This window comes from Plantactinospora sp. WMMB782 (assembly GCF_049179135.1).
Taxonomy (GTDB): Bacteria; Actinomycetota; Actinomycetes; order Mycobacteriales; family Micromonosporaceae; genus Plantactinospora.
Genome location: NZ_JBMHMC010000007.1, coordinates 7,723,134 through 7,740,224, shown reverse-complemented (window position 1 = coordinate 7,740,224; position 17,091 = coordinate 7,723,134). Strand labels below are relative to the sequence as shown.

11 protein-coding genes and 1 rRNA gene are annotated in these 17,091 nt (G+C 71.9%); 8 read left to right on the top strand and 4 right to left on the bottom strand.

Features of this window, described 5'->3' with window-relative positions:
- Positions 1–31: 31 nt before the first annotated feature.
- From ACN28A_RS36460 to ACN28A_RS36445, 4 genes are all read left to right on the top strand, one after another.
- Entirely contained in the window at positions 32–1,024 is a 993-nt protein-coding gene (locus ACN28A_RS36460; RefSeq protein ID WP_421403346.1) for a carbohydrate ABC transporter permease, read from the top strand.
- Positions 1,017–1,856, top strand: coding sequence for a carbohydrate ABC transporter permease (locus ACN28A_RS36455; RefSeq protein ID WP_421403344.1), 840 nt, complete (start codon positions 1,017–1,019; stop codon positions 1,854–1,856). The genes ACN28A_RS36460 and ACN28A_RS36455 overlap by 8 nt, the downstream gene beginning before the upstream one ends.
- A 113-nt stretch (positions 1,857–1,969) precedes the next feature.
- Positions 1,970–3,343 carry a GH1 family beta-glucosidase gene (locus ACN28A_RS36450; protein WP_421403342.1) on the top strand — a complete coding sequence of 458 codons (1,374 nt, stop codon included), beginning with the start codon at positions 1,970–1,972 and terminating at the stop codon, positions 3,341–3,343.
- 195 nt (positions 3,344–3,538) lie between these two features.
- Positions 3,539–4,234 carry an FKBP-type peptidyl-prolyl cis-trans isomerase gene (locus tag ACN28A_RS36445; RefSeq protein ID WP_421403340.1) on the top strand — a complete coding sequence of 232 codons (696 nt, stop codon included), beginning with the start codon at positions 3,539–3,541 and terminating at the stop codon, positions 4,232–4,234.
- Between the two features lie 148 nt (positions 4,235–4,382).
- Here the strand turns inward: ACN28A_RS36445 and ACN28A_RS36440 are convergent, their stop codons facing one another.
- The 3 genes from ACN28A_RS36440 to ACN28A_RS36430 form a co-directional block, all read right to left on the bottom strand.
- Positions 4,383–5,336, bottom strand: a complete 954-nt coding sequence (locus ACN28A_RS36440) for a sulfite exporter TauE/SafE family protein (RefSeq protein ID WP_421403338.1) — start codon at positions 5,334–5,336, stop codon at positions 4,383–4,385.
- A 276-nt stretch (positions 5,337–5,612) separates the two neighbouring features.
- Entirely contained in the window at positions 5,613–8,183 is a 2,571-nt protein-coding gene (locus ACN28A_RS36435; RefSeq protein WP_421403337.1) for an ABC transporter permease, read from the bottom strand.
- Positions 8,177–8,938 (bottom strand): ABC transporter ATP-binding protein, encoded by a 762-nt coding sequence (locus tag ACN28A_RS36430; RefSeq protein ID WP_421403335.1) that lies wholly within the window; start codon positions 8,936–8,938, stop codon positions 8,177–8,179. Before ACN28A_RS36430 ends, ACN28A_RS36435 begins: the two co-directional genes overlap by 7 nt.
- A 296-nt stretch (positions 8,939–9,234) precedes the next feature.
- Between ACN28A_RS36430 and ACN28A_RS36425 the strand changes: the two genes are divergently transcribed.
- Both ACN28A_RS36425 and ACN28A_RS36420 read left to right on the top strand, forming a co-directional pair.
- Positions 9,235–10,515 carry a sensor histidine kinase gene (locus ACN28A_RS36425; RefSeq protein WP_421403333.1) on the top strand — a complete coding sequence of 427 codons (1,281 nt, stop codon included), beginning with the start codon at positions 9,235–9,237 and terminating at the stop codon, positions 10,513–10,515.
- Positions 10,512–11,189, top strand: a complete 678-nt coding sequence (locus ACN28A_RS36420; protein WP_278062625.1) for a response regulator — start codon at positions 10,512–10,514, stop codon at positions 11,187–11,189. The genes ACN28A_RS36425 and ACN28A_RS36420 overlap by 4 nt, the downstream gene beginning before the upstream one ends.
- Positions 11,190–11,211: 22 nt before the next feature.
- Here ACN28A_RS36420 and ACN28A_RS36415 read toward each other — a convergent pair whose 3' ends face one another.
- Complete coding sequence (locus ACN28A_RS36415) at positions 11,212–13,401, bottom strand: alpha-galactosidase (RefSeq protein ID WP_421403331.1); 2,190 nt, start codon at positions 13,399–13,401, stop codon at positions 11,212–11,214.
- 154 nt (positions 13,402–13,555) lie between these two features.
- Between ACN28A_RS36415 and tyrS the strand changes: the two genes are divergently transcribed.
- Both tyrS and ACN28A_RS36405 read left to right on the top strand, forming a co-directional pair.
- Positions 13,556–14,857 (top strand): tyrosine--tRNA ligase, encoded by a 1,302-nt coding sequence (gene tyrS, locus ACN28A_RS36410; protein ID WP_421403329.1) that lies wholly within the window; start codon positions 13,556–13,558, stop codon positions 14,855–14,857.
- Between the two features lie 608 nt (positions 14,858–15,465).
- Positions 15,466–16,982 (top strand): 16S ribosomal RNA (locus ACN28A_RS36405).
- Positions 16,983–17,091: the final 109 nt, after the last annotated feature.

Genomic DNA, 17,091 nt, shown 5'->3' with positions numbered 1-17,091 from the left:
CCCCCTCCACGGTCCACCCTGAGAGGATCCGATGGCCACCACCACCATGCCGCCCGGCCCGGTCCGGCCCGCCGGCGAGCCGGCCGGGGACGACCCGCCGGACCGGCCCGCGCGCCGCCCCGTACGCCGGACGTACCTGCCCTACCTGCTGCTCGTCCCGGCCGCCCTGCTCGAACTCGGCATCCACGTGGTCCCGATGCTCGTCGGCGTCTGGATGAGCCTGCTCGAACTCACCCAGTTCCACATCCGGGACTGGTCGACCGCGCCCTTCGCCGGGCTGGACAACTACCGGGTCACCTTCGACTTCGGCTCGGCCACCGGCAAGGACCTGCTGCACTCGTTCTGGGTCACCGCCCTCTACACCACGCTGTCGGTCGGCTTCTCCTGGATGCTCGGGCTGGCCGCCGCGGTCTTCCTGCAACGGCCGTTCCGGGGGCGGGCGCTGCTGCGTACCCTCTTCCTCACCCCGTACGCGCTGCCGGTCTACACCGCCGTGATCACCTGGACCTTCATGTTCCAGCGGGACACCGGCCTGGTGAACCACGCCCTCGACCAGCTCGGCCTGGTCGACGGCGCCGACCCGCCGTTCTGGCTGATCGGCGGGAACAGCTTCGTCGCCCTGCTGATCGTCTCGGTCTGGAAGTCCTGGCCGTTCGCCTTCCTCTGCCTGATGGCCGGGTTGCAGAACGTGCCGCCGGAACTCTACGAGGCGTCCGCGATCGACGGCGCGAACTTCTGGCGACGGCTCCGCGACGTCACCCTGCCGATGCTCCGGCCGGTCAACCAGGTGCTGCTGCTGGTCCTCTTCCTCTGGACCTTCAACGACTTCAACACCCCGTACGTGCTGTTCGGCGGCTCCGCGCCCCGGCAGGCCGACCTGATCTCCATCCACATCTACCAGAGCTCCTTCGTCACCTGGAACTTCGGCCTCGGCTCGGCGATGTCGGTGGCGCTGCTGCTCTTCCTGCTCGTCGTCACCGCCGTATACCTGCTCGTCACCAACCGCAGGAGAGAGCATGCGTGAGTCGACAGGCGAACGCTGGGCGCGCCGGATCGTGCTCAGCCTGCTGACCCTCTTCGTCGTCACCCCGCTGTACGTGATGCTCAGCTCCGGCCTCAAGCCGCTGCGCGACGTGCAGGGCGCCTTCACCTGGCTGCCCAGCCGGGTCACCTTCCAGCCGTTCGTGGACATGTGGCAGACGGTGCCGCTCGGCCGGTACCTGCTGAACAGCCTGCTGGTGGCGAGCGCCGCCGCCGTGGTCTCGGTGGCGATCGCCATCTTCGCCGCCTTCGCGATCAGCCGCTACCGGTTCCGCGGCCGGCAGCTCTTCTCGGTCACCGTGCTCTCCACGCAGATGTTCCCCGGCATCCTCTTCCTGCTGCCGCTCTTCCTGATCTACGTCAACCTGGGCAACGTCACCGGGATCGAGCTGTACGCCAGCCGCCTCGGCCTGACCATCACCTACCTCACCTTCTCGCTGCCGTTCTCCATCTGGATGCTGGTCGGCTACTTCGACTCGATCCCGCGCGGGCTCGACGAGGCGGCCCAGGTCGACGGCGCCGGCCCGCTGCGCACGCTGTTCCAGGTGATCCTGCCGACCGCCGTGCCCGGCATCGTCGCGGTGACCGTGTACGCCTTCATGACCGCCTGGGGCGAGGTGCTCTTCGCCTCGGTGATGACCGACGAGCACAGCCGCACCCTCGCCGTCGGCCTCCAGGGGTACGCGACGCAGTACAACGTCTACTGGAACCAGGCGATGGCCGCCTCGGTGGTGGTGAGCATCCCGGTGGTGGTGGGCTTCCTCGCCCTCCAGCGGTACTTCGTCGCCGGGCTGACCGCCGGAGCGGTCAAGTAGGTGCCTTCCCGTCCGGTCCGCAGCAGCACGTCCCCGTCTGCGGCAGCACGTCCACCTCGGGCTGTGACCAGCACGGTCATCACGCTCCGAACCATCTGAAGGAGAGTCGACCAGTGCCGGATCTGTCCAAGTTGCCGCCGAACTTCACCTGGGGCGTCGCCACGGCCGCGTACCAGATCGAGGGGGCCGTCGGGGTGGACGGTCGCAGTCCGTCCATCTGGGACACCTGGAGCCGGGTGCCGGGGAACGTCGACAACGGCGACACCGGCGACGAGGCCTGCGACCACTACCACCGCTGGCCGGAGGACGTCGCGCTGATGCGCCGGCTCGGCGTCGAGGCGTACCGGTTCTCGGTGGCCTGGCCCCGGGTGGTGCCGGACGGGACCGGCCGGGTCAACCCGGCCGGGCTGGCCTTCTACGACCGGCTGGTCGACGCGCTGCTGGCCGCCGGGATCCGGCCGCTTGTCACGCTCTACCACTGGGACCTGCCGCAGGCGTTGCAGGACCGGGGCGGCTGGCCCGCCCGGTCCACCGCCGAGGCGTTCGCCGACTACGCCTCGGTGGTCGCCGGAGCGCTCGGCGACCGGGTCACCGACTGGGTGACGGTGAACGAGCCGCTCTGCGTCTCCTGGATCGGCCACCTGGAGGGCCGGATGGCCCCCGGCGAGCAGGACCTGGGCCGGGCGGTCGCCACCGCCCACCACACCCTGCTCGCGCACGGGCTCGGCACGGCCGCGGTCCGGGCGGCGGCGAGCCGGCCGGCCTCGGTCGGCATAGTGCTCAACCCGAGCCCGTGTGAGCCGGCCAGCGACCGCCCCGAGGACGTGGCGGCGGCGGTCCGGGCCGACGGGCACATCAACCGCTGGTGGCTGGACCCGCTCTACGGGCGCGGCTACCCGGCCGACATGCTCGGGGTCTACGGTGTCGAGCCGCCGGTCCGCCCCGGCGACCTGGAGTGCATCGCCACCCCGACCGACTTCCTCGGGCTCAACTACTACTTCCGGCAGGTGATCGTCGACGACCCGGACGGGCCGGTGCCGCACGCCCGGCAGGTTCCGGTGCCCGGCTCGGTGCAGACCGCTATGGGCTGGGAGGCGTACCCGGCCGGGCTGGAGGAGCTGCTGGTCTCGGTGACCGAACGGTACGCCCCGGCTCGGATCCTGGTCACCGAGAGCGGTTCGGCCTGGCCGGACAGCGTCACCGCCGAGGGCGGGATCGAGGACAAGGAGCGGACGGCGTACCTGGAGGAGCACGTCGCGGCGGTCGCGGCGGCAGCCGCCCGGGGAGTACCGGTGGACGGCTACTTCCACTGGTCGCTGCTCGACAACTTCGAGTGGGCGTACGGCTACGACAAGCGGTTCGGGCTGGTGCACGTCGACTACGCCACCCAGCGCCGGACGATGAAGGCGAGCGGACTGCGCTACGCCGAGATCATCCGCGACCACCAGCGGCTCGGCGGGCGCCCGGAGAACTCGCCGGCCGGGTAGGTCATGCCGGACAGGGCGGAAACTGGCAAGGACACTCTCCTCCCGTCGGGTCGCCTGTCTCCGTCGCCACCTGCCGGCGTCGGCGGACCGAGCCGCCGCCGGCAGCATCGACGCGGGTACGGTGTGCGGAGCCGTTCGACGCCGCCGACGGCGTCCCGCCCTACTCGACATCCGTTCCGAGGAGTGCAAGATCAGATGAGTGAACCGGTCCAGAGCCCCGGGCAGCCGGGGTCGACGAGCCAGCGGCGCCCCACCAAGCAGGAGCGCCGGGCCGCGGCGGACGCGGCCGCTGCGCAGGCTGCCGCGAACCGGGCCCGTGTGCAGCGGGTGGCCGGCGGGACCATCGGAATCGTCCTGGCCGCGCTCGGTGTCGCCGCCATCGTGGTGCTGCCGCAGCTGATGGACGGGAAGCCGACATCCTCGGCCGCGCCGGCCGCGAGTACCAGCCCCGAGCCGGCCGCCGAGCCGACCGCACCGCCGGCCCCGACCGCTGAGCCGCCCCGCCCCCCGTCGGATTTGGATCCCCGGTTGGCGCAACGGCCGACCGTCGAAGCCGGTGGCGGTGAGCTGAGCAAGCTCACCGTCAAATCGCTGATCGAGGGGACCGGCCCGGCGGTTCGGGCCGGGCAGACGATCATGGTCAACTACGTCGGCGTCTCCTACCGGACCGGCCAGGAGTTCGACGCTTCGTGGAACCGGGGCGAGCCTTACCAGGAGCAGATCGGCGTCGGCCGGGTGCTCCCCGGCTGGGACCAGGGCCTGGTCGGGGTCAAGGTGGGTAGCCGGGTGCAACTCGACATCCCGGCGGAGCTCGCCTACGGCGAGAACCCGAGAGAGGGGCAACCCGCCGGTCCGCTCCGGTTCGTCGTGGACATTCTCGCGGCCCGGTAGGCCCTGGGCTCGCTCCGCCAAGCAGGCCGACGGCGGCGGACGGGACCTCTGCGGTCGCGTCCGCCGCCGTCTGGTCGGGTACTCCGGCCCCGGGCCGGCCCACGGTCTGGTGGGCGGCCCACGGTCTGGCGGGCCGCCCGCTTCCGGCTCAGGCCGGGGTGGGTGCCGAACTCTTGTCGCTGGACTCGGTCTCGGTGGCCGGTGCCGCCGAGTCGATCGCCTCGACGGTCTCCCGGTCCCGGTGCGCCCGGTACTGCCGGATCGAGTACGCCAGCGCGAGCGCCCAGACCAGGTAGATCAGGGCGTAGACGGAGTACCGCACGCCGTCCGGGGCGTCGATCCAGTCGCTGCGGAGCAGGGAGCGGGTGTTGGTCAGGATGATCACGCCGCCGACCGCCGAGCCGAGGATCCGGGGCGGGATGTGCCGGACCAGCCAGGCGGCGATCGGCGCGGCGACCACGCCGCCGATCAGCAGTGCCAGCACCCAGCCGAAGTTGACGTTCTCGCTGCCCAGCCCGACCAGGAAGCCGAGGCTGGCGGCCACCGCCACCAGGAACTCGCTGGTGTCGATCGAGCCGATCACCTTGCGCGGTGCCATCCGGCCGCTGGCCAGGATCGCCGGGGTGCCGACCGGCCCCCAGCCACCGCCGCCGGTCGAGTCGACGAAGCCGGCGACCAGACCGAGCGGGGCCAGGAACCGCTTGCGCAGCGGCTGGCCGAGGCGGTCCCGGGGGATGCCGGCGGCGGTGAACCGGACCAGGATGTAGATCCCCAGGGCGAGCAGCAGCAGCGCCATCACCGGCGCGGCCACCTCGGTGGAGAGGCTGGCCAGGAAGGTGGCACCGGCGAAGGCGCCGACCGCCCCCGGTATGCCGATCTTGGCGACCACCTTCCAGTCGACGTTGCCGAACCGCCAGTGCGCGGCGCCGGAGGCGAGCGTGGTGCCGATCTCGGCCAGGTGCACGGTGGCGGAGGCGGCCGCCGGGTTGGTGCCGATCGCCAGCAGCAGGGTGGTGGAGGTGACGCCGTACGCCATGCCGAGACTGCCGTCGACGAGCTGCGCGCCGAGCCCGACCAGGGCGAGGAGCAGAAGTTTTCGCACGGGGACTTCCTTCCCGGGGGTGGTCGCGGGGCCGGTCCGGGCCTGGCGGTCGAGGCGTTCCGGTCGGAGCCGGCGCCGACAGTTCGGACGACGGGTCGTACCAGCGCTGGTACGGCGTGCTGGGGGATTGCCGCGCCGCTGCGTTAATTCCCCAGCTAACCCATAGGGATTGTCGGCCGTTGCTCCGGGCGAGTCAACCCCACCGCCCGGCCCAGCTGTGGTCGATCCGCCGGCCGCCCCACCCACCGGCGCCGGCCTGTCACCGTCCGGCTCGCCTCACTCCACCCGGTATCCCGCACCGGCGCCCGGACCAGCCCGCAGGATCAGCCGGGCCGGCAACACACTGGCGGCCAGGGCCAGCGACAGGCAGCCGGAGACCACCAGCGCGATCGTCGGAGCGGGCACCACCAACTCGACCGGCACCCCGAACTGCTCGCCGAGCGCCGACCGGATCGCCAGCAGCGCGACCGTCGACACCAGCAGGCCGAGCGCGGTGCCGATCGCCACCACCAGGGCCGACTCGGCGGCCACCGTGCCGAGCACCTGCCGGACGGTGGCGCCGGAGCGGAGCAGCACCAGCAGCTCCCTGGCCCGGTGTGCGGTCGCCATCAACAGGGTGTTCGCCAGCGCGATCGCGGTGTAACCGGCCGAGACCGCGATCAGGATCAGCGTGGCGAGCCGGACCAGCCGGTCCTCGGCCGCGTCCCGTTCCGCCGCGTACTCGGCGACACCGACCAGCCGGGCCCCGAGTGCGGGGTGGTCGACCCCGCCGTCCCGGCCGGTCGCCGCGGCCGGAGTGAACACCGCCTCGGTCAGTGCCGACGGGTCGTGCGCCCGGACGACCTCCCGGGCGAGCAGCATCTCCGCCGGTATCGAGCCGTCGTCGACCACCGCCGCCACCCGGACCCGTCCCGCCGTACCGTCCGGAAGATCGAGCACCGCCGAACCCCCGGCCGACCAGCCCAGCCGCTCGGCGAGTCCGGCCGTCACCACCGCGCTGTCCGGCCCCCGGAAGTCGGCGAAATTTCCGGAGAGCACCCGCAGGCGCCCGTTCACCCGGGCGAACCCGGCCGGATCCACTCCGGCGACCGCCACCGGCACCCCTGCGCCGCCACCCTGCCGAGCCGCTCCGGCCGGCGGAGTGACGCCGACGGTCGGGGCGGTGCCGGCCGGAGTGACGCCGACGGTCGGGGCGGTGCCGGTCGGAGCGGCCGGAGGATCGGCGTAGACGGTGCTGGGCAGCAGTGCGGTGCCCGGCACGGCCGCCACCGCCGCGTCCGACAGTCCCGGGGTGCCGTCCGGGACGAGTACCGAGCCGGCCCGGATCGCCGCGGTGTCCCGGCTCGCGTACGCGCCGGCGGTGGTGGCGACGAATCCGGCGATCAACACCGCGAACCCGACCGTGAGCAGCATCGGCGCCGACGTCGACGCGGTACGCCGCACAGCCGTCAGCGCGTTGCGCCGCACCAGCATCCCGGTCGCGCCGGGAAGCCGGTCCAGCGGCCAGGTGAGCGCGTAGGTCAGCGGCGGCACCAGTACCGGGGCGAACAGGGCCAGCCCGGCGGTCAACGCCATCGCCGCGTAGAGCGCGTAGTTCACGATGTCGTCCGGTCCCGCCCCCACGAGCAGCACGGTCAGCAGCAACCCGAGCGCGGTACTGCCGATCGCGCCGGCCCAGCGGGACCGGGTCATCGGGCGCCGGTCCAGCACCGCCTCCCGCAACGCCTCCAGCGGGCGTACCCGGCCGGCGCGGCGGGACGCCGACCAGACCCCGAGCAGGGCGACGACCAGCCCCACCAGGTACGCCAGGGCAGGTGGCCAGAGTTCGACCCGGACCCGGAACCCGGTCGGCTGGAAACCGGCGTCGACGAGTAGGGCACCGAAGGCCGGTGCGGAGGCGCTGCCGAGTACCGCCCCGACGGCCGCTCCGACGGCGCCGACCGCCAGCGCCTCGGTGTACATCAGCCGGCGGAGCTGGCCCGGGGTGGCGCCGACGGTTCTCAGCAGCCCGAACTCCCGGCGCCGCTGGGCGACCCCGAACGCGAAGGTGGAGGCGACGACGAAGATCGAGACGAATCCGGCAAGCGTCGTCATCCCGGTCAGCACCTGCATGCCGATCCAGCGGGTCCGGGTGTCCCGGGGCGGTTCGGCCGCCGCCCGGCCGGCGCCGGTGTGCACCGTGCCGTTCCCGGCGACGACCTGCTCGGCCGCCGCCCGCACCGTCGCCGGCTCGGCGCCGTCGGCGAGCACCAGGCCGATCAGCCGTACTCCCCGGGCCAGTGGCGCCGCGACCGGGTCGGCCAGGTAGAAGCCGGGACCGTCCACCGTGCCGGTCACGGTGCGCTCGGCCGGTCCGGTGGCGGTCAGCAGGGTCACCCGGCTGCCGGGGGCGAACCCGAGCGCCCGGTCCAGCACCACCTCGTCCGGCCGGACCGGCGGGCTCCCCGCCACCAGCCGGTACGGCGCCAGCGCCGCGCTCGACCAGCCGTGCCCCTGCGGGTCCGCCAGCGCCGGCTCGCCGACCGGCCGTCCGTCGACGACCGCCTGGGCGTAGAACGAGCGGTCGGGTACCGCCGCCGTCACCCCGTCGAGCGCGGCGAGCCGCTCGGTCAGCTCGGCGGTCCGCGCCGGAGACCAGGGGCGGCGCTCCGGGAAGGTACCCGGAATCCCCGCCACCTCGGGCGCCAGGACCAGCACCTCCGCCCCGGCGTACCGGTCCGGCACCCGGGGTTGCGCGGAGACCAGGACCAGCGCGGTCATCGACATCAGCGCCACCCCGAGGCAGAGCGCGACGAACGGGCCGAGCAGCCCGGTCCACCGGGCCCGCAGTGCGGCGACGGTCAGCACGCCGGCTCCAGCCGGGCCATCCGGGCGGCGATCGTCTCCGCCGCCAGCGGGCCGGCGAGTTCGTCCACCACCCGGCCGTCGGCCAGCAGTACCAGCCGGTCGGCGTGCGCGGCGGCCACCGGATCGTGGGTCACCATCACCACCGTCTGCCGGTGCCGGTCGACGAGGTCGCGCAGCAGCCGCAGGATCTCCCGGGAGGTCCGGCTGTCGAGCGCGCCGGTGGGTTCGTCGGCGAACAGCACCGCCGGCCGGCTGATCAGGGCGCGGGCGAGCGCCACCCGCTGCTGTTCGCCGCCGGAGAGTTCGTCCGGCAGGTGCCGACTCCGCCCGGTCAGGCCGACCTCGGCCAACGCCGCGGCCAGGTCGGCCGGGTCGGGCCGCCGGCCGGCCAGCCGCAGCGGCAGCGCCACGTTCTGCGCCGCGGTCAGCGACGGCACCAGGTTGTACGACTGGAAGACGAACCCGACCCGGGCCCGGCGCAGCAGGGTGAGCGCGGTCTCGCCGAGGGTGCCGAGGTCGGTACCGTCGATGGTGACCGTGCCGCCGGTCGGCCGGTCCAGCCCGGCGGCGCAGTGCAGCAGGGTGGACTTGCCGGAGCCGGACGGCCCCATCACGGCGGTGAAGGTGCCCCGGTCGAAATCGACGGTGACCCCGTCCAGCGCGGTCACCCGGGCGGCCCCGGCGCCGTAGGACCGGCTGACCTCGCGCAGCCGTACCGCGGTGGTCAGCTCCGCCGTCCCGTCCGGTCGCGCCACCTCCTCCGGCCGCCCCGCTCCGCCCTCTGGCCCCGTTCCGCCTGCTTGCGCAGTTCCGCCCTCTCGTGCAGTTCCGCCTGCCCGTGCCGTTCCGTCCGGTTGTCGGGGTCCGTCGAGTCGTCGCGTCATGCTGTCGAAGATCGGGCATCGGCCGTCCCGGCACATCGGAGCGGAGCCGTCACTTCCGGTCCCGCCCAGCGGGCTACCCGGGCGCCGTGCCGTCCGGCGGATCAGACCGCAGGATGACCCGCTCCGGGTGGACGCGCCCCGAGCCGGCCGACAGCTACCGTCGACAGATGACCGCCGCCCACCCGCGTCCGCTGCTCACCCGCCGGTTGCGTCGCGGCGACCTGATCGCCCTCGACGTGCTGGCGGCACTCGGCCTGGCACTGGCCTGCGGCTACGCCGCCGCCGACCCACCGGCGGCGACCGGGTACCCCGACCCGCTGATCCGGGAGCCGGTCTGGCTCTCCCTGCTCTGCACGATCGTCATCACCGCCCCGATCGCGGTACGCCGCCGCTGGCCCGTACCGGTGCTCGCGGTGGTGACGCTCGGCGCGTACGGCGCCGTACTGGTGGAGGTGGTGCCGGTCTACGCCTCGTCGGCGGTGTTCCTGGCGATCGCCTGCGCGCTCTACCAGGTGGCGCTGGCCACCCCGCTGCGCCGGTCGGTGCCGGCCCTGCTGCTGGTGCTGGCCGGCTCGGCGCCGGTGATCGTGCCGAAGACGTCGGACTGGGACGAGGCGGTCGCCGGGCTCGGCTTCCTGCTGCTGCTCCTGATGGCGACCTGGATCCTCGGCCGGGCGGTACGCGAGCGGCGCGCCCACGCCGCCCGGTCGGCGGCGGAACTGGCCCGGCAGGCCACGGTGGACGAGCGGCTCCGGATCAGTCGGGAACTGCACGACATCGTGGCGCACAGCATGAGCGTGATCACGGTGAAGGCGGCGGTCGCCAACCACGTCGCGGAGTCCCGGCCGCAGGAGGTCCGGGACGCGCTGCGCGACATCGAGGCGACCAGCCGCAGCGCCCTGGCCGAGCTGCGGCGTACCCTCGGCGTGCTGCGTAGCGGCGCCCCCGGGACGTCGGTCGAGTTCGCTCCCGCGCCGGGCCTGGCGGACCTGCCGGCCCTGCTCGACCGGGCGACGGCGGCCGGGATGGCCGCGGAACTGACGCTCGAGCTGCCGGCCGGGGCGGAGCCGCCGGAGGACGTCGGCCGGTCGGTGTACCGGATCGTCCAGGAGGCGCTGACGAACGTGGTGAAGCACGCCGGACCGGTGCGCTGCCGGGTCGCGGTCACGGTCGACGGTGCGCAGCTGCGGATCGAGGTGTGCAACGAGCCCGGTCGTCCCGTCCGGCCCGCCGATCCCAAGGGTCAGGGCCTGATCGGCATGCGTGAGCGGGTGCACCTGTACGGCGGCACCTTCGCGGCCGGTCCGACCGACGAGGGCGGGTTCCGCATCTCGGCCCGGCTGCCGTACCCGGCCGCGGCCGAGGCGACGACCGCCCCGGCGGCGGTACCGGCCGTGACGGCGGTCCCCGGAGCGGCGGCGGTCGAACCGGGCGGGGCGGGCCGGTGACCGACGGGACCGTCCGGGTGCTGATCGCCGACGACCAGGCGCTGCTGCGCGGCAGCTTCCGGGTGCTGATCGAGACGACCCCGGGGCTGACCGTGGTCGGCGAGGCCGGCACCGGTGCGGCAGCGGTGGAGCTGGCCGAGCGGGAACGCCCGGACGTGGTGCTGATGGACGTCCGGATGCCCGAACTGGACGGTATCGAGGCGACCCGGCGGATCGCCGCGTCACCCGCCGCCGGTCAGGTCCGGGTCCTCATCCTCACCACCTTCGACCTCGACGAGTACGTCTACGCGGCGATCCGGGCCGGCGCCAGCGGCTTCCTGCTCAAGGATGCCCCGCCGGAGGACCTGCTGACCGCGATCCGGGTGGTCGCCTCCGGTGAGGGACTGCTCGCCCCGACCGTGACCCGCCGGCTGATCGCCGAGTTCGCCCGGTTGCCCGAACCGGACCGCCCGGTGGCCCGGGAGCTGACCGGGGTGACCGAACGGGAGCGGGAGGTGCTGACCCTGATCGGCCGGGGCCTGTCCAACCCCGAGATCGCCGACCATCTGCGGCTCAGCCCGGCGACGGTGAAGACGCACGTCGGGCGGCTGCTCGGCAAGCTGCACGCCCGGGACCGCGCGCAGCTCGTCATCGTGGCCTACCGGACCGGCCTGGTCACCGTGCCGGGCAACTGACCTGTCACCGGCCGTCGACCTGTCACCGCCCGTCGAGGTGGATCAGCACGAGCTGCTCCGGGCGCATCGGCGGGGCCTGTAGGCCGGCGTGCGCGAGGCCGCGCCCGGTCAGCCGTACCCCGGGACCGGTGGCCCAGGCCGGCGGCGCCGGCAGGGTCCGGGCGGCGTCCTCGGGGGCGAGCGCCCGGACCAGGTAGCCGCGGTCCGGGTCGAGGCCGGGCAGCCGGACCGGCCCGGGGTTGCCGGTCAGGCCGGTCGCGGTGGCGACGATCGCCATGATCGCCTCGGACCGGTCCGGTGCGACCACCCCGTGCACCCAGAGCGCGGGATCCGGATGGTCGACCCGGACCACCGTCCCGCCGTGCAACAGCGCGCGGTGCCGCTTGTACAGCGTCACCCACCAGGCAAGTTCCTGGCGCTCCGCCGGGCTGGCCCGGAGCAGGTCCCACTCGATGCCGAAGGCGCCGAAGAAGGCGGTACCGGCCCGGAAGGCGAGCTCGTGGGTACGTCCCGTGGTGTGCGACCGGCCCGCGCCGACGTGCGAGCCGATCAGTTCCGGCGGCAGCAGGAGCTGGGTCCAGCGCTGGATCGACTGCCGTTCCAGGGCGTCGATGCAATCGCTGCCCCAGATCCGGTCGGTCCGCTCCAGGATGCCGAGGTCGACCCGGCCGCCGCCGGAGGAACACGACTCGATCTCCAGCCGGGGATGCCGTTCGCGCAGCGCGTCGAGGAGCCGGTAGGCCGCCAGCGTCTGCCCGTGCACGCCGGCCCGGCCCGACGGCTGGTGGCCGGCGTCGAGCAGGTCCCGGTTGTGGTCCCACTTCAGGTAGTCCAGGGCGTACTCCCGGACCAGCGCGTCGAGCCGCCCGAGCACGTACTCGTACGCCTCCGGACGGGTCAGGTCGAGCACCTGCTGCCAGCGGGCCGGCCGGGGCAGCCGCCCGCCGGTGGCGAGCATCCACTCCGGGTGCGCCCGGGCCAGTTCCGAGTCGGGGTTGACCATCTCCGGCTCCACCCAGAGCCCGAAGTCCAGCCCCAGCCCGCGTACGTGCCGGACCAGCGGATGCAGCCCGTCCGGCCAGACGGTCGGGTCGACGTACCAGTCGCCGAGCCCGGCCCGGTCGTCGCGCCGGCCCAGGAACCAGCCGTCGTCCAGGACGAACCGTTCCGCCCCGATCTCGGCGGCGGCGTCGGCCAGCGCGGTGAGCCGGTTCAGGTCGTGGTCGAAGTAGACGGCCTCCCAGGTGTTCGCCACGACCGGGCGGGGCTGCCGGGCCCGCGCGGTACGTCGCAGGTGCGCGTGGTAGCGGGCCGACATCTCGTCCAGCCCCTGCCCGTAGGAGGCGTAGAGCCAGGGCGTCCGGTAGCGCTGGCCGGGTGCCAGCGTGATCTCGCCGGGCAGCAGCAGTTCACCGGCGGCCAGCAGCCCTTCCCCGTCCGGAGTCCGTTCGGCGTGTAGCCGGTGGTTGCCGCTCCAGCCGAGGTGCATCGCCCAGACCTCGCCGGACCGGAAGCCGAAGCCGCTCGTGCCGGCCACCATCAGCAGCGACGCGTCCAGGCCGGGCTTGCCCCGGCGGCTCTCCCGGGACCGGCTGCCGACCGTGAACGGGCTCCGCTGCGGTGCGCGTTCCCGGGACCACCGGCCGGTCAGGTCCAGCAACTCGTCCGCCTGGGGTGGCACCGGCAGGCCGAGCAGCAGCCCGTCGAGCTGGTAGGGCTCGGCGTCCGGCGGGTTGGCCAGTTCGGCCCGCAGCCGGAGCAGCCCGGCCGGATCGAGTTCGATCTCGATCACCAGGTCGAGCCGGGCGGCGTGGTCGGTGGCGGTCACCACGACCGAGGCGGTCGAGTCGGCCCGGTCGTCCCGTACCCGCAGGTCGGTGCGGTGGAACCGGGACGACCAGTCCCGGCCGGCGCGGTGCCCGGCGAGGCCGGGCGGGCCGAACCAGGCGTACGTGTGCTCCGGCAGGATGCCGACCGCCCGGCCCTCCGGGTTGCCGTACCGGACCGGTCGGCGCAGCGCGGCGGCCAGGTCGGCGAGTTCCGGCCCGGACAGCGCCCCCAGGTCGGCACCCCAGTGCGGCACCACAGGTATCCCGGCATCGGTGCCGTCCAGCAGCAGGCTGACCCCGGCCCGGCGCAGGTGCACCAGGCCGCCGTCCGGGTCGGCGCTCGCGTCGGCTGCTGGCTGGCGGGTCTGTTGCGGCACGGTCACGGGTACGCCTCCACGGGTCGGGGGATTTGTGGCGACCTGGCCCGGGTAGCGTGCCGCCAGCCGTCCTGTCCCGTCAACGCCTCGACGCCGCGCGCAGCGCCGGAGCGGTAAACCGGGTACGGCCGGCGTCTCGGCATGGTGGAGAATCTGCACCGTGACCGATAGCAGCCTTCCTTCCGCCGCGTCCGCCGGCTGGAAGTCTCCGCTGGAGGACCTGCGGTGGCGGGGTCTCCTTTTCGACTCGACCGATCCCGCCGAGCTGGCGGAGCACTTCGACTCCGCACCGGTGACGTTCTACGTCGGGTTCGACCCCACCGCGCCGAGCCTGCACATCGGCAACCTGTTGCAGGTGCTCACCGCCCGCCGGCTGCAACTGGCCGGGCACCGCCCGCTGCTGCTGGTAGGCGGGGCGACCGGCCTGATCGGTGACCCGAACGAGCGGGGCGAGCGGACGCTGAACAGCCCCGAGGTGGTGGCGAGCTGGGTCGAGCGGATCCGCCGGCAGCTCGCCCCGTTCGTGTCGTACGACGGGGAGAACGCCGCACGGCCGGTCAACAACCTGGACTGGACCGGCGAGATGTCGGTGGCGGAGTTCCTCCGGGACGTCGGCAAGCACTTCCCGGTCAACCGGATGCTGGCCCGCGAGGTGGTCAAGGCGCGGCTGGAGAGCGGGATCAGCTACACCGAGTTCAGCTACCAGCTGCTCCAGGCCAACGACTTCTTCGAGCTGCACCGCCGGTACGGCTGCACACTCCAGTTCGGCGGCTCGGACCAGTGGGGCAACATCACCGCCGGCGTCGACTACGTACGGCGGCGCGGCGCCGGGCCGGTGCACGCCTTCGTCACCCCGCTGGTCACCAAGGCGGACGGTACGAAGTTCGGCAAGACCGAGGGCGGCGCGATCTGGCTCGACCCCACGATGACCAGCCCGTACGCCTTCTACCAGTTCTGGGTCAACAGCGACGACCGGGACATCGCCCAGTACCTGCGCTACTTCAGCTTCCGCTCGCACGCCGAGATCGAGGAGCTGGAGAAGGCGACGGCGGAGCGCCCGGCGGCCCGGGTCGCCCAGCGGGCGCTGGCCGAGGAGTTGACCACGCTGGTGCACGGCGCCGAGGAGGCCCGGCAGGCGGTCGCGGCCAGTCAGGCGCTGTTCGGCCGGGGTGCGCTGGACGAGCTGTCCGCCCAGACGCTGGGTGCGGCGCTGGCGGAGGCCGGCCTGGTGCGGGTCGGGACGTTGCCGCCGGTGGCCGGGCTGCTCCGGGACACCGGTCTGGTGAGCAGCCTCAACGAGGCCCGCCGGGCGATCACCGAGGGCGGCGCGTACCTCAACAACGAGCGGGTCACCGACGTGGAGGCGACGGTGCCGGCGGAGGCGTTGTTGCACGGCCGCTACCTGGTGCTGCGCCGGGGGAAGCGGACCTTCGCCGGAGTGGAGCTGGTCCCGGGTCGATGATGTGACCGGGAATGCTCCCGGCGGATTTGACGTTGTCTCCTCCGGACGCGTAATTTCCTCTCTGGCCCACGGGGGAAACGGACGAACGGCGCAAACCGCGCCACAGGCCGGACCCGGGGCAGGAACAGCAAGGTCGACGAGCGGGTTCCCACCCGCGGACGGCCTGAGCGGGCGGGGCAACTCCGATGGCTCGAAGCGGGCGATTTGGCGTTGCGGACCTGACCGGGTAGAGTGAACGGTCGGCAGTGAGCCGGGCGAGCGCGTGGGTGACTCCGCGAGCGGCCGGGCTGCCGGGATTCCGGATCAAGCGTGACTCGATGGGTCGCGCACTGATCGGGGAAAAGCGTGATCGACGGAAGTGGATGTCAGACCGAAATTCGCTCGGTTTGACGACGCGAAATCGGTCGGCTAACGTACTACGAGTGCCTGACGGAAACGGCGGGCGCGGGACGAAATGCCCCGGGTGGCGGTCCGGTTGGACTGGTTGTTCGGTGTGTGGTTGTTCTTTGAGAACTCAACAGGGTGCTTGATAAGCCAGTGCCAAATGTTTGTTTGTTTGGCAGCAAGTGTTTTTGTTGTTGCCGGGTTATTCGGATTTTCCATGGTTTTTGTTGGAGAGTTTGATCCTGGCTCAGGACGAACGCTGGCGGCGTGCTTAACACATGCAAGTCGAGCGGAAAGGCCCTTCGGGGTACTCGAGCGGCGAACGGGTGAGTAACACGTGAGTAACCTGCCTCAGGCTTTGGGATAACCCTCGGAAACGGGGGCTAATACCGGATATGACCTTCGGCCGCATGGTTGGGGGTGGAAAGTTTTTCGGCCTGGGATGGGCTCGCGGCCTATCAGCTTGTTGGTGGGGTGATGGCCTACCAAGGCGACGACGGGTAGCCGGCCTGAGAGGGCGACCGGCCACACTGGGACTGAGACACGGCCCAGACTCCTACGGGAGGCAGCAGTGGGGAATATTGCACAATGGGCGGAAGCCTGATGCAGCGACGCCGTGTGAGGGATGACGGCCTTCGGGTTGTAAACCTCTTTCAGCAGGGACGAAGCGGAAGTGACGGTACCTGCAGAAGAAGCGCCGGCCAACTACGTGCCAGCAGCCGCGGTAAGACGTAGGGCGCGAGCGTTGTCCGGATTTATTGGGCGTAAAGAGCTCGTAGGCGGCTTGTCGCGTCGACTGTGAAAACCCACGGCTCAACTGTGGGCTTGCAGCCGATACGGGCAGGCTAGAGTTCGGTAGGGGAGACTGGAATTCCTGGTGTAGCGGTGAAATGCGCAGATATCAGGAGGAACACCGGTGGCGAAGGCGGGTCTCTGGGCCGATACTGACGCTGAGGAGCGAAAGCGTGGGGAGCGAACAGGATTAGATACCCTGGTAGTCCACGCTGTAAACGTTGGGCGCTAGGTGTGGGGGGCCTCTCCGGTTCTCTGTGCCGCAGCTAACGCATTAAGCGCCCCGCCTGGGGAGTACGGCCGCAAGGCTAAAACTCAAAGGAATTGACGGGGGCCCGCACAAGCGGCGGAGCATGCGGATTAATTCGATGCAACGCGAAGAACCTTACCTGGGTTTGACATGGCCGCAAAACCTGCAGAGATGTGGGGTCCTTCGGGGGCGGTCACAGGTGGTGCATGGCTGTCGTCAGCTCGTGTCGTGAGATGTTGGGTTAAGTCCCGCAACGAGCGCAACCCTTGTTCGATGTTGCCAGCACGTTATGGTGGGGACTCATCGAAGACTGCCGGGGTCAACTCGGAGGAAGGTGGGGATGACGTCAAGTCATCATGCCCCTTATGTCCAGGGCTTCACGCATGCTACAATGGCCGGTACAATGGGCTGCGATACCGTGAGGTGGAGCGAATCCCAAAAAGCCGGTCTCAGTTCGGATCGGGGTCTGCAACTCGACCCCGTGAAGTCGGAGTCGCTAGTAATCGCAGATCAGCAACGCTGCGGTGAATACGTTCCCGGGCCTTGTACACACCGCCCGTCACGTCACGAAAGTCGGCAACACCCGAAGCCCATGGCCTAACCCCTTGTGGGAGGGAGTGGTCGAAGGTGGGGCTGGCGATTGGGACGAAGTCGTAACAAGGTAGCCGTACCGGAAGGTGCGGCTGGATCACCTCCTTTCTAAGGAGCACCATCCGTCGAAGGACGGTATGGAGCCCGCGTCGCCCGGATGTGGTGGCGGGGTGCTCGTTGGCGGAGACACTGGCGAAGTTCACGGCTGGCAACGGCT

Excerpts from the sequence above, each read along its gene's own strand:
- ACN28A_RS36460 (WP_421403346.1), top strand. The coding sequence starts at position 32 with ATGGCCACCACCACCATGCCGCCCGGCCCGGTCCGGCCCGCCGGCGAG.
- ACN28A_RS36455 (WP_421403344.1), top strand. The coding sequence starts at position 1,017 with ATGCGTGAGTCGACAGGCGAACGCTGGGCGCGCCGGATCGTGCTCAGC.
- ACN28A_RS36445 (WP_421403340.1), top strand. The coding sequence starts at position 3,539 with ATGAGTGAACCGGTCCAGAGCCCCGGGCAGCCGGGGTCGACGAGCCAG.
- ACN28A_RS36425 (WP_421403333.1), top strand. The coding sequence starts at position 9,235 with ATGACCGCCGCCCACCCGCGTCCGCTGCTCACCCGCCGGTTGCGTCGC.